The sequence below is a fragment of the Rhizobium sp. R86522 genome (assembly GCF_042466255.1).
In the GTDB taxonomy this organism is placed as follows: Bacteria; Pseudomonadota; Alphaproteobacteria; order Rhizobiales; family Rhizobiaceae; genus Allorhizobium.
This window is the reverse complement of the sequence record NZ_JAXHBX010000001.1, coordinates 855,582-872,824: the sequence shown is the minus strand read 5'-3', so window position 1 is coordinate 872,824 and position 17,243 is coordinate 855,582. Positions and strand designations below refer to the sequence as shown.

General features: G+C 61.1%; 17 protein-coding genes. 10 read left to right on the top strand and 7 right to left on the bottom strand.

Translation table 11 applies throughout. The features are described from left to right. Positions 1-39: 39 nt before the first annotated feature. Together SJY08_RS04130 and SJY08_RS04125 are read left to right on the top strand one after the other, a co-directional pair. Complete coding sequence (locus SJY08_RS04130) at positions 40-504, top strand: Lrp/AsnC ligand binding domain-containing protein (protein ID WP_054148481.1); 465 nt, start codon at positions 40-42, stop codon at positions 502-504. Between the two features lie 155 nt (positions 505-659). Then, a complete protein-coding gene (locus SJY08_RS04125) occupies positions 660-1,376 on the top strand; it encodes a LuxR C-terminal-related transcriptional regulator (protein ID WP_377274782.1) in 717 nt (238 codons plus the stop codon). Between the two features lie 85 nt (positions 1,377-1,461). On the opposite strand, the gene SJY08_RS04120 is transcribed toward SJY08_RS04125, so the two are convergent. The 7 genes from SJY08_RS04120 to SJY08_RS04090 form a co-directional block, all read right to left on the bottom strand. After that, on the bottom strand, positions 1,462-2,571 hold the full coding sequence (locus SJY08_RS04120) for a DUF2333 family protein (protein ID WP_377274781.1): 1,110 nt from the start codon (positions 2,569-2,571) through the stop codon (positions 1,462-1,464). Continuing rightward, positions 2,564-3,859: a DUF6638 family protein gene (locus SJY08_RS04115; protein ID WP_377274780.1), complete on the bottom strand. Its 1,296-nt coding sequence runs from the start codon at positions 3,857-3,859 to the stop codon at positions 2,564-2,566. The genes SJY08_RS04120 and SJY08_RS04115 overlap by 8 nt, the downstream gene beginning before the upstream one ends. Next, positions 3,856-4,260, bottom strand: coding sequence for an endonuclease domain-containing protein (locus tag SJY08_RS04110; RefSeq protein ID WP_377274779.1), 405 nt, complete (start codon positions 4,258-4,260; stop codon positions 3,856-3,858). The genes SJY08_RS04115 and SJY08_RS04110 overlap by 4 nt, the downstream gene beginning before the upstream one ends. A 165-nt stretch (positions 4,261-4,425) precedes the next feature. Further along, complete coding sequence (locus tag SJY08_RS04105; protein ID WP_377274778.1) at positions 4,426-6,339, bottom strand: AAA family ATPase; 1,914 nt, start codon at positions 6,337-6,339, stop codon at positions 4,426-4,428. 2 nt (positions 6,340-6,341) lie between these two features. Continuing rightward, a complete protein-coding gene (locus tag SJY08_RS04100) occupies positions 6,342-7,493 on the bottom strand; it encodes a hypothetical protein (protein ID WP_054148538.1) in 1,152 nt (383 codons plus the stop codon). A gap of 79 nt (positions 7,494-7,572) precedes the next feature. Next, positions 7,573-8,661, bottom strand: a complete 1,089-nt coding sequence (locus SJY08_RS04095; protein ID WP_069043620.1) for a hypothetical protein — start codon at positions 8,659-8,661, stop codon at positions 7,573-7,575. Positions 8,662-8,865: 204 nt separating this feature from the next. Continuing rightward, a complete protein-coding gene (locus tag SJY08_RS04090; protein ID WP_054148474.1) occupies positions 8,866-9,252 on the bottom strand; it encodes a cytochrome c family protein in 387 nt (128 codons plus the stop codon). Between the two features lie 323 nt (positions 9,253-9,575). On the opposite strand from SJY08_RS04090, the gene SJY08_RS04085 reads away from it, so the two are divergent. The 8 genes from SJY08_RS04085 (at position 9,576) to SJY08_RS04050 (ending at position 17,187) form a co-directional block, all read left to right on the top strand. After that, positions 9,576-10,466, top strand: coding sequence for a choline ABC transporter substrate-binding protein (locus SJY08_RS04085; protein WP_371418488.1), 891 nt, complete (start codon positions 9,576-9,578; stop codon positions 10,464-10,466). A 94-nt stretch (positions 10,467-10,560) separates the two neighbouring features. Then, positions 10,561-11,430, top strand: a complete 870-nt coding sequence (gene choW, locus SJY08_RS04080) for a choline ABC transporter permease subunit (RefSeq protein WP_054148472.1) — start codon at positions 10,561-10,563, stop codon at positions 11,428-11,430. Continuing rightward, on the top strand, positions 11,427-12,470 hold the full coding sequence (gene choV, locus SJY08_RS04075) for a choline ABC transporter ATP-binding protein (protein ID WP_377274777.1): 1,044 nt from the start codon (positions 11,427-11,429) through the stop codon (positions 12,468-12,470). Before choW ends, choV begins: the two co-directional genes overlap by 4 nt. A gap of 45 nt (positions 12,471-12,515) precedes the next feature. Continuing rightward, the gene (locus tag SJY08_RS04070) at positions 12,516-13,262 is read left to right on the top strand and encodes a pyridoxamine 5'-phosphate oxidase family protein (RefSeq protein WP_300889312.1); all 747 of its coding nucleotides are present in this window, start codon (positions 12,516-12,518) and stop codon (positions 13,260-13,262) included. A gap of 116 nt (positions 13,263-13,378) precedes the next feature. Further along, positions 13,379-13,696 (top strand): ArsR/SmtB family transcription factor, encoded by a 318-nt coding sequence (locus tag SJY08_RS04065; protein ID WP_377274776.1) that lies wholly within the window; start codon positions 13,379-13,381, stop codon positions 13,694-13,696. A gap of 350 nt (positions 13,697-14,046) precedes the next feature. Then, positions 14,047-15,375, top strand: coding sequence for an aspartate aminotransferase family protein (locus tag SJY08_RS04060; RefSeq protein WP_054148537.1), 1,329 nt, complete (start codon positions 14,047-14,049; stop codon positions 15,373-15,375). A 254-nt stretch (positions 15,376-15,629) separates the two neighbouring features. Next, positions 15,630-15,899: a hypothetical protein gene (locus tag SJY08_RS04055; protein WP_377274775.1), complete on the top strand. Its 270-nt coding sequence runs from the start codon at positions 15,630-15,632 to the stop codon at positions 15,897-15,899. 181 nt (positions 15,900-16,080) lie between these two features. Then, on the top strand, positions 16,081-17,187 hold the full coding sequence (locus SJY08_RS04050; protein ID WP_069043616.1) for a branched-chain amino acid ABC transporter substrate-binding protein: 1,107 nt from the start codon (positions 16,081-16,083) through the stop codon (positions 17,185-17,187). Positions 17,188-17,243: the final 56 nt, after the last annotated feature.

The window sequence follows — 17,243 nt, the reverse complement described above, 5'->3', positions numbered from 1 at the left end:
CTCTGGCATATTCACTAGGAAAATGGAGTTTGGCAGAGAATGAGCAAAGAACTGGATCGCCTCGACCGAAAGATCCTGCGCGCGCTTCAAGCCGAGGGTCGCCTGAGCAATATCGAGCTTGCCGAACGGGTGAATCTGTCGCCCACCGCGACCGCGGAGCGGGTCCGCCGCCTGACCCGGGAAGGCTACATCACCGGTTACATGGCGATGCTCTCGCCGCAGAAGCTTGGGCGCAACCTGTTGGTCTTCATCGAGGTGAAGCTCGACCGCACCACCGCCGATGTCTTCGACACCTTCGCGGCGGCCGTGAAGCGATCGGACGACGTGATGGAATGCCATATGGTGGCAGGTGGCTTCGACTATCTTGTCAAGGCACGGGTCGCCGGCATGGAGGCTTACCGGCAGTTCCTCTCCGAGGTCATTTTGCCGCTTCCCGGGGTGCGCGAAACCCACACCTATGCAGTGATGGAAGAGGTCAAGGCAGGATCGGCTCTGCCCGTTTAAATATCAGCATAACAGGCAGTTGCCATTTTGATCGGCAGCAGTCAGACATTAGTCATATTAATCGTGACAGACCCTGAAAAACTGCTAGCTTTTCGTTTGGACTGATATATTGGTCTTAAACTTCCGAATTGATGTCAACTTTCGAAATTGATAAAATGTTTCCAGAAAGACAGGCACTCTTGAGCGAGCACATCGGGAGCTGTCAGAGCCGCGCCGAGCTGATGGACAGTTGGTCCCGGGCAGCGCGTGAATACGGCCTCGACTATGTAAGCTTGGCAGCAGCGCCCACGGCTCAGGACAAGCTGTTCGGCCCGCTCGTGCGGGAGACGACGCTTCCCGCCGATTATTGCCGGGAATTCGATCGTCTCGAATTCCTGAAGCATTGCCCGACGGTCACGCATATCAGCCGGTCGATCATGCACAATGACTGGACGATCGGACCGGATGGGAAGGCGGCGACATTTGATTGCCCGCCGGAATTCTCCGCCCTGATGCTGAAATACCGGCTGATCACCGGCATTCTCTTTTCGATGAATTCCGTCGATGGCAGCCGCTTCGTCGTCCGCTATGACGGCGACCGCAGTCCGCTTGCGATGCCCGAAATCAACGAGCTGTCGATGTTGAGCATCCAGGCCTTCGATGTCTTCGACCGTCTGCGCCGCACCACAGGCAATTCGAACGTCTTGTCGGCACGCGAACTCGAGGTCGTTCGCTGGACATCGCAGGGCAAGACCTCGCTCGAAATCGGCCAGATCCTCTCGCTCTCCGACCATACCGTGAACGCCTACATGACCAATGCGATCCGCAAGCTCGATTGCGTCAACCGCACGCAATTGGTCGCCAAAGCGATACGCATGAAGATCATCAACTGATTGCGCCAAGCGACTGAAAACAAAAGGGCCCGGTCTCGCGACCGGGCCCTTTTTGCATGCGGCATGGAGAGAAGGCCCCGCCGTCTCAACGATCAAGGATGGCGCGAATCTCGACCATGTTGGAGCGGACGCGCAGGATATAGAAGCCCATGGTCGCGAGATGCGTCGGCATGATCCAGCCGTCTTCGCTGCCATTCGAGATGATTGCCGGCCGGATGCGCAGCGAGGCTTGCAGCTGAAGCTCGAGCTCGGTCCAGATGGCAGTCAGATTGCGCTCACGGATAACGTCGCCGAAATCGGCGCGGGTCGCCCGCAGGATTGCATACTGGGCATAGAGCTGACCATAGGCGAACCAGAAGCGGTCGTCGGCACGGGTATCGAACCAGCCGGCGTTGAACTCTTCCGAACGGCGGCGAAGAATGTCGGAGGTATTGCCGAGGTCGCTGGCCATGCCGTCGAGCAGCTGCAGCAGGTTGTCGGAGCGGGTATCGAAGACGGATTCGCAATTGGCAAGCGAGGTGTTAAAGCGGTTCCAGCTCTCGACAGCAGCCCTGTAGTAGCTCGGGGTCGGCGTCTTGAAGCCGAAGGGATCGGTACCGAAATACCAGGTTCCCTCGTCGAACTGGATATTGCCGCGCGCATCCTGCAAATCGTTGTTGATGCCGGAGGTGCCGCGCACGCGGCCCAGATTGTCGGCGAGCTGAATGGCGGTCCGGCGCACCACCTGGTTCACGCCGCGCTGGAACGAAGCCTTGTTGTCCATGAACGGCGTCGTATCCCAGTCGAGCCCGAACAGGCCGAGCTTGTAGAGAAGCGTCGAGGAGACCCAGCTGTTCTGATTGACGTTCTGGTCGGTCAGCGCGGCACTCATCATCACCACGGCCAAGTCCTGGCAACGATTAGCCTCCCCCGGCAGCGGCGAGCCGGCCGGAACCGTGCGCTCCTCAAACTTGTAGGCCTGGACGAAGGCCGGGTCGAAGGCGTGCCACACCTGGGTGCGATAGATGAACTGTCCATAGACGATCACCAGCAGCACGAGGACGGCAAGGATCGGTCCCTTGATGATCCAGCTGCGGTCGCGATACCAGCCATGGGCGGCGAGGAACGGCCAGAGCAGCCAAGCGACCACCATGCCGATGCCGCGCCCTATGGCGGCGAAGACGCGCTGGAAAAACGCGATGATGGGATCAAGCATGGTCATCTCCTAGTCCATAAAGGCGTTTGCGGAAGGCGGCCTTGTCCTTCAGATAAGTGTCGGACAGGCGGGATACAACATAATCGCGATAGGCTTCCGGATAGCGCTCGTAAGCGCGGTAGAAGCCCTGCTTGTCGAAGACGAAGCGCGAGACGAAATCGTCTGCCGTCAGATGCGCGATCAGCCGGTTTGTCAGCCACTGATCGGGATGGTCGGGCTCGGCACGGACGAGCCACAGACGCAGCTTAGGATCGATATCCGCCATGCGCAGGTTTCCGGTGCGCGAAAGTGTGCGAAGCGCCTCCTGCAGCAGCGGATAGATGCCGCGCTCATTGATCGCCTTGGCATGGCGATGCAGGAAGGTCTGCATCCAGACGGCATCGATGCGGGTCAAATCCGGCACCGGATCGAGGGTGGCGGCAACCGACAGAAGCGCCATCTCCAGACGATGGGCAAAGAGACCCGAGCTTTCCACCCAACTGGCCCGCGGCAGTTCGAGCCGGCCGGTGCGCGCCAGGAAGTCGGCGACCTGAGCGGTGTCATCGATCGAGATGTAGCTCACCTGCCAGGGCCGCGACCGCCGGAAACCCGGGGCTTCGGGATCGCAGATGACGGTGGTGATCTTCTCGTCGACAAAGACGAAGACACCGCCGAAATGATCGGCCCAGAAGGCATCATGGCGGAAGACGAGTTTATCCGGCACCAGCGTGTTCTGCCGGATATCGCCGGTCTCTTTCGCCAGCGACACCATGCGCTCCAGCATCGCGTCGTCGCGCCAGCCATCCGGGCTCGTTACCAGCGCGTCGCAGAGTTGCCGCAGTTGCCCCGCCTTGCCGAGCAGGTCCTCGGCGGACAGTACCTTGAACTTTACCTCGTTGATCGACAGCAGGTCGTCGAGCGTCTTCACCTCGGAAACACTGTCCTCGATCTCGCCATAAAGCGTATCCTTGAGCGTGATCGCATGGATCGCGCGGGCATTGGCCGAAAAGAACTCGTGCATCAGGCCGGCGGTGTTGGAAAAGCTCGTATGCACCACCGGCAGACTGTCCTGCTCCGGGGTCAGGATGATGAAGCGCCGGTTGACCTTCAACGGATCCAGATAATCGGGATCGCCCAGTTCTGCCGCCACCTGTGGCGAGAAACCGGTGATGTCGATGTCGAATTCGGCGAGCGTGGTCTCGGGCAGGTCGAAGGCGGCAAGTGCCTTGTTGTAGCGCGCGACCAGATGCGGCTCGCGGATCGCAAGCAGGCGGCCATAGATGAGTTCGGCTTCGAGGAGGCGGTTCATGCGGGCCGCTCCGCTGGGAGATAGGTCAGGTCGCGACTGAGAACGGTTTCGGTGACGCGACCATCAAGGATCGCAATCAGGGTGTCGAGCACGGCGTCGCGCTCCTGCAGCACATCCGCGTTCCAGAACCTGACAACTGACCAACCATTCGCATTCATGAAGGCGTTCCGTTTCGCATCATATTCACTGTCAGCATGCTGACTGCCATCGACTTCCACGACCAAGAGAGCCTCGCGGCAGGCAAAGTCAGCGAAGTATGGTCCGATCGGAAGCTGGCGCACGAATTTGTGCCCCGCCAGACGCCGTGCCCGCAATTCGCTCCACAATGCGGCTTCGGCATCATTCTCGACCTTCCGGAGGCTTCTGGCTCGCACAGTCTTTGGTTTGTTCGCCCCTCGCATGCCTCGCCCCTCGCCCAATCCTCAGGCGCTCTGCAAATGCCCCTCACCCTACCCTCTCCCCGCAAGCGGGGAGAGGGAGGAGCGCGACGCAAGCGGCGAGGCCTTCTCCCCGCTTGCGGGGAGAAGGTGCCCGAAGGGCGGATGAGGGGCAAGCGCAGCGCTCTATTACCACATCCCCTCGCCCTTCATCTTCTCTATCTCGCCGATCGCCCGTTCCCGCTGGCGCTCGCGGCGGATGATCTCCTTAACCGCAGCATCATCCGACTTGTCGGCGTAGCGGAATTCCGAGTTGGCGTAGCGGTTGATCTCTTGGCAGATCATCTCCATAGTCACCGGGCCGCGCAGTTCGGAGATCATCGCCTTCTTCTCGTCGAAGCTCTTGTGGACGAAGGCGTCAGGCTTTTCGAACCAGGCGTCGGGCAGCTCGACATCCATCGCCCGCATCTTGATCGCATCGGTGATGTTCTTGATCGCCCGACCGGTAAAGCGCGGTTCGGCGAGCTTGATCGCATGCAGATAGCCGCCGACATCGGCGAGCGTCTCTATTCTGCCTTCGGTCTTCTCGTAGCGTTCCCAGACCGCAACAAGCCCGTCTTCCTTCGGGCGGTCATGCTCGCCATAGGAGCGGCTGACCGCCTGCTGGATCTGCTGACCCGCGAACAACTGGTGTTCGCCAAGCGGGATCTGATGGTTCTTGCCAACGAGCAGCGAGAAGATGTCGATATAGTCCTCGCGGCTCTGCGGCCCGTCGACCAGCCAGCGGGCCCCGGCGCGCTGGCGAAGCGCATCGTCGACATTCTCAGGGTAGTTGGAGAACATGCCGAAGGTGGCGTTGCCTCGCACGACGGTCGAGGCGCCGGCGAAGCTTTCCATCAGAACGGCCGTCACCTCGTGCTGCCCGGCCGAAGCCCGGTCGTCGGAGCGCTTGGCCGTCACCTGGTCGACATCGTCGATCGTGCCGAAGCCGATGACGCGCGGATTGAGCACGTTGTTGACGAAACTCTTGGCATTCTGGCCTGACTTGCCCTGATAGGACGAAATCTGGTCGACGCCGAAATTCTCGTAATGGAAGGCATAACCCGCCATCCGGCAGTAGTCGTTTAGGAGACCCGCCAGCATCTGGATCAGGATCGTCTTGCCGGTGCCCGGCATGCCGTCGCCGATGAAGGTAAAGAGAAAACCGCCGAGATCGACGAAAGGGTTCATCTGCCGGTCGAAATCATAGGCCATCAGCATCTTTGCAAGCTTCAGCGCCTGATACTTGGCGATGTGGTTGCCGATGATCTCTTCCGGCTTCTTGAAGCTCATCGATAGCGGCTTCGACTTTGCGCCCGGCGCGGCATCGAAACCGTCAAGAGTAAAATCGTCCTGATCGACGCGGATATGGGCGTTTTCGAAGACGCCGAGATGTTCGAAGCGTGCCTTGCGGGTCAGAAGCCCGTCGAGCGCGAGATCGGCGACGCCGCGCACCCGACCGATCAACGTCGCATCGTCGCCCGCGCCCTGCACGGCTGTGTCGATGCCGGCAATCATGCTCTTCAAAGCATCCTGCGCTGTATCGAAGAGGAAATCGGGCGCGCGGATGCCGTCGAGCTGCTCGCCTTCGCGCGCGACGGTGGATTTCAGATAAGCGGCAAAGGCAAAGGCCGCGACATAGGCCTGGGACGCGAGCAACGCCTTGAAGCGGGCGGCTTCCTCACTTTGCAACGGCGCGCTGATGTTCCGCGCCTGCAAAGGCTCCAGCTCGCTCTGCCGGGCAAAGACACCCGATATCGCAAGCGCCACCTGCGCGCCGCGCCTGACGCGGTAGAGCACGGTATGCTGGGCAGGCGTCAACAGCGGATCGGCAGCGCCGGTCGCCTGAATGGTCTTGGAAAGTTCGATTTCGCGGGTGCGTCGCACGGAGCCCGTTGAAACAGTCGAGACGAAACGCCGCCCTGTACCGGCAATCGGGGCACCCGAAACACCTTCGCCCTGATCGAGCACCACGATGCGTGTCACCAGCCCCTGAGCGACGGCCAGATGCTTGGCAACATCTTCTTCCCGCAGCGTCGTAAGGCCTGCCGTCAGTTCACTCATGCTCAGACCTCGCTCACGACCTGGTTGCCGGAAATCACGTGAACCTTGAAATTGCCGAAGATCGGTTTGATCTCGCCGGCGGCATAGAGCGCCTGATAGGCGTCATGCGGCACCAGCGCGTGTTTCTCATAGGTGGAGACACCCATGCGCGCGGCTTCCAGATCATGGGTCTCGATATGGAATTCCTGGGAAGCCGGTGTGGACGAAAAGAAGCCTTTCACCGCCGGCTGCTCGCGCTTGGAAAACACCTCCTGCACCGTCCAGGTCATCACCCAGGCGTTCTCAGGCTTGCGCACTCGATCGAGGATCTCGGTGACCCGCCCGGAATTCTGAGTGAGCCCCGTCGAATAGAGCGGGCCGAGCACAATGCGGCGGACCGACTTCGGATGCAGTGTCGGGAAATCGCGGTCCATGTTGGTGGCGATGGTCGCGGGCGTCAGGGAATAGGCGGAATTCCTGGCACAGAAATCGTCGAATGTGCGGGCGAGCTCGGGATTGAGCAATCCGCCCACCGGAAGCGGGATCTCGACCTCTTCATTGAGCTTACCCTCGGCCGTCACAAGGATCTTTGCGACATTCTCGGAGGAATCCTCGACCGTCGCCAGATAGATCATCGGCAGCGTGCTCACGCCATCGAAGGCGGCCCAGCTGACAAGATAGGAGGGCCGGCGCGACTGCGGATTGACGCTGACGGCAACGGTGGTCGGCAGGACGAAGGGCGAGAAGATCTCGCCGGCACTCACCTGCTCCAGATAGAGCCGCTCGGCAATCTGCTGCTGCAATGCCGCCGGAAACTCCTTCTGCCGCAGGATGAAGTCGACCATTTCCTCGCGCAGCTTGGATACGGCGGGAATGGTCGAAAGCCGTGTGGCGGCGCCCGCGCGATCGTTTTCCAGCTCCAGCACGTTCTGGAAGATCGGAAAGCCGCTCTCGGCCTGGGCGATCTTGAATTGGCCGGTAAAGCCGATTCGGTTCTGCCAGGAAGTGAAGGAGTTCCGGAGGCGATCAAGATAGGGCAGCAGGTGAAGCGTCGGCGGCCCTTTCTCGCCGAAGCGGCGATCGGACTGGCCGAAGAACTGCTCGAGCCCCGCAAATGCGGAGGCCATGGTGGTGAAATAGTGCGTGACGGCACTGTTGCGATCGACGGCGTTCATGCCCCTCCCCCCATCGACAGGACCGCGCACCGCGAAGGCGGCACGCGGCCAGATGGCCGCGTCCACATCAACGACATGCTCAAGGCTTCACGTAGTCGGCCGAATTGTGCTTGTCGAGAACCGCCTGGAAACGCCGGGCGAAGGCCTCGTCGGCGAGCTTCTTGCGGCGCTGGATGTCCTGCGTCGAGAGCATGTTCTTCTCGTGCAGCTCCAGGAGATCGCCGATATGCCGCTGGGCGGCTGCACCGATGCCGGCCATCGTTTCTTCGGCCGCCGTATCGACCTGAGAGCCCAAGGTGTTGATCCGGTGTGCGACCTCCTGCTGGGCAGCGGTCTTCAGCGAATCCTCGAGCGCCTTGTAGAGCACGATGCGCTGCTCGGTATCGATGCTCAGCTTGTTGATCAGCGTATTCTGCGCCGCAATCTGGTTGTTCAGACTGTCGACGAAGGTCTGGAACATCGAGGTATAGCGTTCGAGTGTCTGGCTTTCGGCAAGCAGCTCCTGCTCGCGGGCCTGCGCCTGATTGTAATCTGTCGCAAGCTTCGAGCGCTGGGCTTCGAGTTCAGTGCGCTCCGAGGTGTCTGTGGAAGCGGCGATCTTGTTTTCGATGTCGAGCAGCGCCGGATTGAGCGTTTCGATCTTCGTCTGCGTCTCTTCGAGATTGGCGATCGTCTGCTTGCGCCGCTCGATCACCTGAACGAGGCTCGCCTCCGAGGTCTTGTAGCGCTCTTCGAGAACCGTCTTCTGCTCCTTCAGGATGCCGACGATGCTGTCGGACTTGGCGAGCAGTTCCTGCAGGTTGCCGGCAAGCGACATGTTGCGGACGCGCTCGGTGCGCATGCGCTGCGCTCTCTGCTTGGAGAAGATGCCGATGAACTTTTCCATGCCGGAAAAGCTCTTCATGCTCTCGAACTCGGCGCCGAAGACATTGGTCGCGTCCTCCAGCCCGATGATCAGGTCGGCGATATTCGCCTCCATAACTTTCTGCTGGTTGAGGACATCCGAGATCCGGGCGTTCTCGATGTCGAAATCCTGGCCAACCAGCTTCGAATCGCTTTTGGCCAGCGTATCCAGCACCACGCTCGACTGGTCGATCTTTCCACGCATCTCCGAGACGATCTTACGCGTCTTTTCGATCTCAGTGTCGAAGCCTTGCAAAGTCGCCATGTTGTCTCCCTGTCCCTCATGCCGGCGGCTCGCCGGTCTCGTCTCTTGCCACCATAGCGCGTTTCCCGACGCGGGAAAGTATCGCAGCGCACAGCACCGGTCGCCCTCCCCCGATATGGAGGGTCCGAACGCCCACACAAGAGGCGCTATCAGAGAAATGCGACAGCCGCGAAACGGCCGCCGCATCAAGGAGTTGCGAGGATCTTACTGACCGCCGGCGGCAGGATCCTTGAGATAGGCGAGGATGTTGGCGAGGTCATCGTCCTTCTTCACCCCTGCATAGGCCATCTTGGTGCCTTTAACGACGGCCTTTGGCGCCTTCAGATATTCGGAAAGCAGAGCCTCGTCCCAGACCTTGCCCGCACCGAATGCGGTCATTGCGGGCGAATACTTGTAGTCGGCGATCGAAGCGACCGGGCGGCCGACGATACCCTGCAAATGCGGGCCGACCTTGTTCTTGGCCTCGGTCGCGACATGACAGGCCTGGCAGGCCTTGAACGCCTTGGCACCGGCAACCGGATCGCCATCGGCGAGAGCCGGAAACGGAGAGGCCGCAAGCGCGAGCAGCATGATCATTGAAGACGTCTTCATCGAAACTCCTGTATGCATCCAATTGGCGCAAGTGCGCGCCGCCGCCATGGCATCACCTCATCGCACAACAGGCAAGCACTTGCTTTGACGCCCATCAAGCACTCGAACTTTTTTCCGCCGCCCGAGTTCCCTGCCCTGTAGGGGCTAGAGGTCGCAAACAGGGACGGTGGTGCGACGCAAACGCGCGGGCATCCTTGCAATTCTCCGGTATTGAATGTTGACTTGGGAACATCAATAAGAAAACCGGGAGCCTTTCAATGACGTCACTTCTCATTTGTCGCCGCACCCTTGCGGCCGCTGTATCGCTGATCGCCATCAGCGCCATGCCGGTCTCCGCCCAGGAAGCCGAAAGCTGCTCGACCGTCCGCTTCTCGGATGTCGGCTGGACCGACATCACCGCCACCACAGCCACCGCCTCCGTTCTGCTGCAGGCGCTCGGCTATGAGCCGACGACAACGGTCCTCTCCGTGCCGGTCACCTATTCCTCGCTGAAGAACAAGGATATCGACGTCTTCCTCGGCAACTGGATGCCGACGATGGAAGCCGACATTGCGCCCTACCGTGAAGACAAGTCGGTCGAGGTCTTCGGCCCGAACCTCGAAGGCGCGAAATACACGCTCGCCACCAATGCCAAGGGCGCCGAACTCGGCATCAAGGATTTTGCCGACATCGCCAAGCATGCCGACGCGCTGGAAGGCAAGATCTACGGCATCGAGCCGGGCAATGACGGCAACCGCCTGATCCTCGACATGATCGACGCCAACAAGTTCGAACTCGGTGACTTCGAAGTCGTCGAATCCTCCGAACAGGGCATGCTGGCCCAGGTCGCCCGCGCCGAAAAGGATGGCCAGCCGGTCGTCTTCCTCGGCTGGGAACCGCACCCGATGAACGCCAACTTCAAGCTGACCTATCTGTCCGGCGGCGATGACGTCTTCGGGCCGGACTTCGGCGGCGCGACCATCTTCACCAACACCCGCGCCGGCTACACGGCCGAATGCCCGAATGTCGGCAAGTTCGTCACCAACCTCAAGTTCTCGCTCCAGATGGAGAACGAGATCATGGGCAAGATCCTGAATGACGGCCAGGATGCAGAAGCCGCTGCGTCCGATTGGCTGAAGGCCAATCCGGCGGCTGTCGAGCCCTGGCTCGCTGGCGTCACTACCAAGGATGGCGGCGATGGCCTCGCGGCCGTGAAGACGGCACTGGGCCTCTAAGCCCTGTCCATCGATCGTGGAACCGCGCGACCGGAAGGGGGATCCGGCCGCGCGGCCTCCCAGGCATTGAACCTGTGGCCAATCGGGGACGAACATGGATTTTCTGACAGACAACAAACTGCCCATCGGGCCCTGGTCGAAGAGCTTCGTCGACTGGCTGACCGATAACGTCGATTTTGTATTTGATTTTATCGCAACAATTCTCAGCGCGTCGATCAACGCGATGCTCTTCGTGCTTCAGGCACCCTTTCTCAAGGGAACAGCGCTGGAAGCCTTCTATCCGCTGTTCATGATCGCGCTGTTTTCGCTGCTCGCCTGGTTCATGCGCCGCTCGCTCGGTGTCACAGCCTTCACCTTTTTCGGCCTGCTCCTAATCTTCAATCAGGGCTACTGGAAGGAGACCATGGAGACACTGGCACTCGTGCTGGCGGCAACCGGCGTGTGCATGGTCATCGGCGTACCGATCGGCATCGCCTGCGCCAGACGCCCCTGGCTCTATGCAGTGGTCCGCCCCATTCTCGACCTGATGCAGACGATCCCCACCTTTGTCTATCTCATCCCGGCGCTGATCCTGTTCGGCCTCGGCATGGTGCCCGGCCTGATCGCGACCGTGATCTTCGCGATCGCCGCCCCGATCCGCCTGACACGCCTCGGCATCATCTCCACCCCGCCCTCTCTGGTGGAAGCGGCCGTGGCCTTCGGCGCGACCCCGACCCAGGTGCTCCGCAAGGTCGAACTGCCCTTCGCCATGCCGCAGATCATGGCGGGACTGACCCAGACGATCATGCTGTCGCTGTCGATGGTGGTCATCGCCGCGCTCGTCGGCGCAAGCGGCCTCGGCGTGCCGGTCGTTCGGGCTCTCAACACCGTCAACATCGCGCGTGGCTTCGAGGCCGGTCTCTGCATCGTGATCCTCGCCATCATCCTCGACCGGATGTTCCGCATTCCCGGAGAAGAGACATGACCGACGCCGTAATCTTCGACAATGTCGACATCGTCTTTGGCGATAATCCCCAGCGTGCGCTCGAAATGCTCGATCAGGGCAAGAGCCGCGACGAAATCGGCGCTGAGACCGGCCTCGTGCTCGGCGTGGCCGGCGCCTCGCTCACCGTCAAGGAAGGCGAGATCCTCGTGCTCATGGGCCTTTCCGGCTCGGGCAAGTCGACACTGCTGCGCGCCGTCAATGCACTCGCCCCAGTGGTACGCGGAAATGTCAGCGTGCGCACGGAAAACGGCTATGTCGACCCCTATAAGGCATCAGCCCAAGTACTGCGCGATCTGCGCATGCACACCGTCTCCATGGTCTTTCAGCAGTTCGGACTCCTGCCCTGGCGCACAGTGGCAGAGAATGTCGGCTTCGGTCTCGAACTGGCCGGCGTAGCCGAAGCGGAGCGCAAGGAACGCGTCGCGACGCAGCTCGAGCTCGTCAACCTCTCGACCTGGGCCGACCGTAAGGTGAACGAACTCTCCGGCGGCATGCAGCAGCGCGTCGGCCTTGCCCGCGCCTTCGCGACAGGTGCCCCGATCCTTCTCATGGACGAGCCTTTCTCGGCGCTCGACCCATTGATCCGCACCCGTCTCCAGGACGAGCTTCTCGAATTCCAGGCGCGGCTGAAGAAGACCATCCTCTTCGTCAGTCACGACCTCGACGAGGCCTTCCGCATCGGCAACCGCATCGCCATCATGGAAGGCGGCCACATCATCCAGTGTGGCACTCCACAGGAAATCGTCCAGAACCCCACCAACCAGTATGTCGCTGATTTCGTGCAGAACATGAACCCGATCAACATGCTGGTCGCCTTGGACGTGATGCGCTCCGGCGTGACCGGCGAACAGCGCCAGGTTACCGGCACCACGGCGCCGGCAACACCGCTCGTCGACATCCTGGATGCGCTGTCGCGTCAACCTGGCACGATCGGGGTCGTTGACAACGGCGTCGTCATCGGCACGATCGACGCTCAGGATGTGGTGAGCGGGTTGACCAAACATCGCCGCAAGGCGTGACGTGCCCTGCCCCGCATCGATGACAGGCGCATGCGGGAGACGGACATGAACGACAAGCCCCAGGTAATCCGAGATACCGACGACGATGCGCGCCGCCAGGCGCGCATTTTGCTGCGGGGCGCGCGATTCGCGGCGATCGGCGTGATCGATCCGGAGACCGGCTTTCCTTTCGTCAGCCGCGTGCTGCTCGGCATGGACAGCGACGGCGCCGCGGTCATTCTCGTCTCCGGCCTGTCCGCCCACACGACGGCCCTGCTCGCGGATCCGCGTGCCTCTCTTCTGACAGGCGAACCAGGCAAGGGCGACCCGCTTGCCCATCCGCGCCTGACGCTGCAATGCACGGCCGAAACCGTCGAGCGCGACAGCGATACGCACCAGAGGCTGCGCAGCCGCTTCCTCGCCCGCCATGCGAAATCGCAGCTTTACATCGACTTCCCCGACTTTCGATTCTTCCGGCTGAGGCCCGAACGGGCGAGCCTGAATGGCGGATTCGGCCGTGCCTATCATTTGAGCAGCGCGGATTTCTCGATCCCGCAAATCAATGATGATTTGTTTGAGTGTGAGGCGGCCTTACTGCGAGAATTAGGGGGGCGGCATCCGGAGCTCGCAACGCGCATCGCGACAAAAATTCACGGCGCCCCTGAGGGCGACTGGCGCATTGCCGCCATCGATTCGCACGGATTAGACATCGTTTTCAAAGACTTGCTGATCCGCCACGAGTTTGTGACGCCGATCACAAATGCCCAATATCTGCTATTAGAGTTACCTAAATCAGTATACGCAGTACATTAAATTTAGGCATATACAAATTGGATGATGCTGGTAGAGTTTAGCCTCCAATTAAGTGATGGATTTTCAACGACTGCCACTCCCCCCAAGGGCGCTCGACCAAAGAAAGTTGAACTGAGATGAAAACGAAAGCTTTGTCCGAACAATCGACCGTTGCTGCAGGCTTGCTGTCCGCCATGGCAAACCCGAAGCGACTGATGATCCTCTGCAGCCTCGTCGAAGGTGAGGTTCCCGTCGGTGTTCTGGCGACCCAGGTCGGCCTGAGCCAGTCGGCTCTGTCCCAGCACCTCTCCAAGCTTCGCGCACAGAAGCTGGTGAAGACGCGTCGCGACGCACAGACGATCTACTACTCCTCGACCTCGGAATCGGTGATCAAGATCCTTGCAACGCTGGAAAGCATCTATTGCGCCCCGGCAGCGAGCAAGACCGCCGCTTGATGACAGCGCTGCCAGAAGCGCACTGATTGAGGGTGGGAGGCGATCAGGTGAACATCCGCTCGCGCGGATGAAGCCTCTGGCATTCGATATTTCAAAGCCCCGGACGGCATCGCCGTCGGGGCTTTTTGCTTGGCGCCGACGGCACGCGCCTTTTCAGCAACGGGTCGTCGATGCATCGCGCTTCCATCACCCGAATTCAGCGATCCATGACCTTTGTTGATGCGCCCCTGCCGGTGGCTTGACCATGCCATGCGCCCTGATAACGTGACGGCGCAATCAACGGAGTTCGGCCCTTGCAGCCGACATCAGGGAGAATGGCCGCCCGCGACCAAAGGGCCATGGAGAACACGATGTCTAACCGCCTCAATTCCACGCCGAACGACCTGCGCGCCTTCTGGATGCCGTTCACCGCGAACCGCCAGTACAAGAAGGAGCCGCGCCTCTTCGTCGGCGCCAAGGACATGCACTACACCACCCATGACGGACGTCAGGTGCTCGACGGCACCGCGGGCCTCTGGTGTGTGAATGCCGGCCACTGCCGCCCGCTGATTACCGAAGCAATCCGCGAGCAGGCCGGCGAACTCGACTATGCGCCGGCCTTCCAGCTCGGCCATCCCAAGGCTTTCGAACTGGCCAACCGCCTGATCGATCTCGCCCCCGACAACATGGCGCATGTGCTCTACACCAATTCCGGCTCGGAATCTGTGGAGACGGCACTCAAGGTGGCCCTCGCTTACCAGCGCGTGAAAGGACAGGGATCGCGCACCCGTCTGATCGGTCGCGAGCGCGGCTATCACGGCGTCAATTTCGGTGGCATTTCGGTCGGCGGCATAGTCTCCAACCGCAAGATGTTTGGCACGCTCCTGACGGGCGTTGACCACCTGCCGCACACCCACCAGCCGGCCAAGAACGCTTTCACCAAGGGCATTCCGGAGCATGGCGGCGATCTCGCCGACGAGCTGGAGCGCATCGTCACCCTGCATGACGCCTCGACCATCGCCGCCGTCATCGTCGAGCCGGTCTCCGGTTCGACCGGCGTTCTGATCCCGCCGAAGGGCTATCTGCAGCGCCTTCGCGAGATCTGCACCAAGCACGGCATCCTGTTGATCTTCGATGAAGTCATCACCGGCTTCGGCCGCCTCGGCGCGCCGTTTGCTGCCCAGTATTTCGACGTGAAGCCCGATATCATGGTCACCGCCAAGGGCCTGACCAACGGCGTCATCCCGATGGGCGCGGTCTTCGTCACCGCCGAGATCCATGACGCCTTCATGCAGGGACCCGAGCACATGATCGAGTTCTTCCATGGCTATACCTATTCCGGCAACCCGATCGCCTCTGCAGCCGCGCTCGGCACACTCGACACCTACAAGGAAGAGGGTCTGCTGACCCGCGCCTCGGAAATCGCCCCGTATTGGGAAGAGAAGCTGCACTCTCTGAGGGATTGCCCGAACGTCATCGACATCCGCAATCTCGGCCTGATCGGTGCGATCGAGCTGAAGCCGATCGATGGCGAGCCGACGAAGCGCGCCTTCAACGCCTTCCTCAACGCCTATAACGACGGCCTCCTGATCCGCACCACCGGCGACATCATCGCGCTGTCGCCGCCGCTGATCATTACCCACGAGCAGATCGACGAGCTGTTCGACAAGCTGCGCAAGGTGCTGATGAACAACATCTGAGGCCTGCACTCGGAACCAGATGCAAGGAAGCGGCCCGCGTGGCCGCTTTTTTGTAGCTTGCGCGAAGCTGACCATCGATTTCACTCGCGCTTGTCGCTTGTCGCACCATCCCGTATCTTGTCGAGAATCGCACGTTCGATCCTGGCGCAGATGATCGCGAAAGGCTCGGGCGACGACTTCAGCACATCCGCAATCGTCATCACCGACATCACGTCGCAAAGGGCGCAAGCGGATCTGGTCCCTGGAGGAAATCCGTGGTTGACCTCTTCAAGCGTATGTTCGGCAAAGACGTTTCCCTCGCAAACTCACCCGCAAGGGCAGCCCCGGAACCCGAGGCGATCTCCGCAGCGCGCGCCGACGAAGCCCGCCTTGCCGCTCGCCGAGCACAGATCAGCAATGATCTCTTCGAACTTCAGCAAATCGCCATGGCGGAACTTGCCTTGCGCAAGGAACAGGACGCAGCCGCCGCCAACGCCGGCTTCGAAGCCGAAGACGGCGTTGGCGGCCGTATTCTGACCGTCTGAAGACGGGCCTTACCGTCAGGCCATAGGCTGCCCCGACAAAGCTGTGGCGTGATCGCACACCACGGCATCGGGTCTTTTGCTGCTCGTCGTTTTTGTCTAAAGCGATCACGGGGAGCAACAAAAGAACCCGAATGGCGCTGAAACCGACATAGATCGGTCGCGCCGACCCAAGGAGCAGGACATGAAATTTCAACTCTTCGCAGGCGCAGCCTTGGCCGCGCTGATCGCTAGCGCCCCCGCTGCCCGTGCCGAAATCGTGCTCGGCCTGATGGCGCCGCTGACCGGCCCGCTGGCAGCCGTCGGCGCGCAGATCAAGAATGGCGCCGAAACCGCCGTTGAGGAAATCAACAAGAAGGGCGGTATCAACGGCGAACAGGTGACCCTGAAAATCGCCGACGACGCAGGTGAGCCGAAGCAGGGCGTCTCCGCCGCAAACCAGCTCGTCGGTGAAGGCGTGCGTTTCGTCGTCGGCCCGGTCACCTCGGGTGTCGCCGTCCCCGCGTCCAGCGTTCTCGCCGAAAACGGTGTGCTCATGGTCACCCCGACCGCGACCGCCCCTGACCTGACCGCCCGCGGCCTGACCACGGTGCTTCGCACCTGCGGCCGTGACGACCAGCAGGCGGACGTCGCCGCCAAGCTCGTTCTCGGCGCCTACAAGGACAAGAAGATTGCCATCCTCGATGACAAGGGCCAGTACGGCAAAGGTCTCGCCGATGCCTTCCAGGCAGCCCTGAACGCCGGCGGCGTCACCGAAGTCTTCAAGGATTCGCTGACAGCAGGCGAAAAGGATTTCGGCGCGCTCATTACCCGCCTGAAGGCCGAAGGCGTCGAGGTCATCTACTTCGGCGGCTACCACCCGGAAGCCGGCCTGATGGTCCGCCAGATGAAGGATGCCGGTCTTTCTGCCCAGCTGATCGCCGGTGATGGCCTGTCGAACAACGAATTCGTCACCATCGGCGGCGACGCTGCCGAAGGCACGATCTTCACCAATGCGGCCGACGCGCTGAAGAACGATGACAGCAAGGCCGCCGTCGACGCGCTTGCCGCCAAGAACATCCCCGCAGAAGCCTTCACGCTGAACACCTATGCCGCCGTCGAAGTCATCGCCGCCGGCATCGCCAAGGCCGGAAGCACCGACGACGCGGAAGCTGTGGCCGCAGCACTGAAGGACGGCTCGGAAATCCCGACCGCCATCGGCAAGCTGACCTACGGCGAGACCGGCGACCTGACCTCTCAAAGCTTCGCGGTCTACAAGTGGGAAGCTGGCAAGACGGTCGCTGCCGAGTAAGCTGACACGCTATCTGACCTTGAAAAGGCGGCCCACGAGGGTCGCCTTTTTTAATT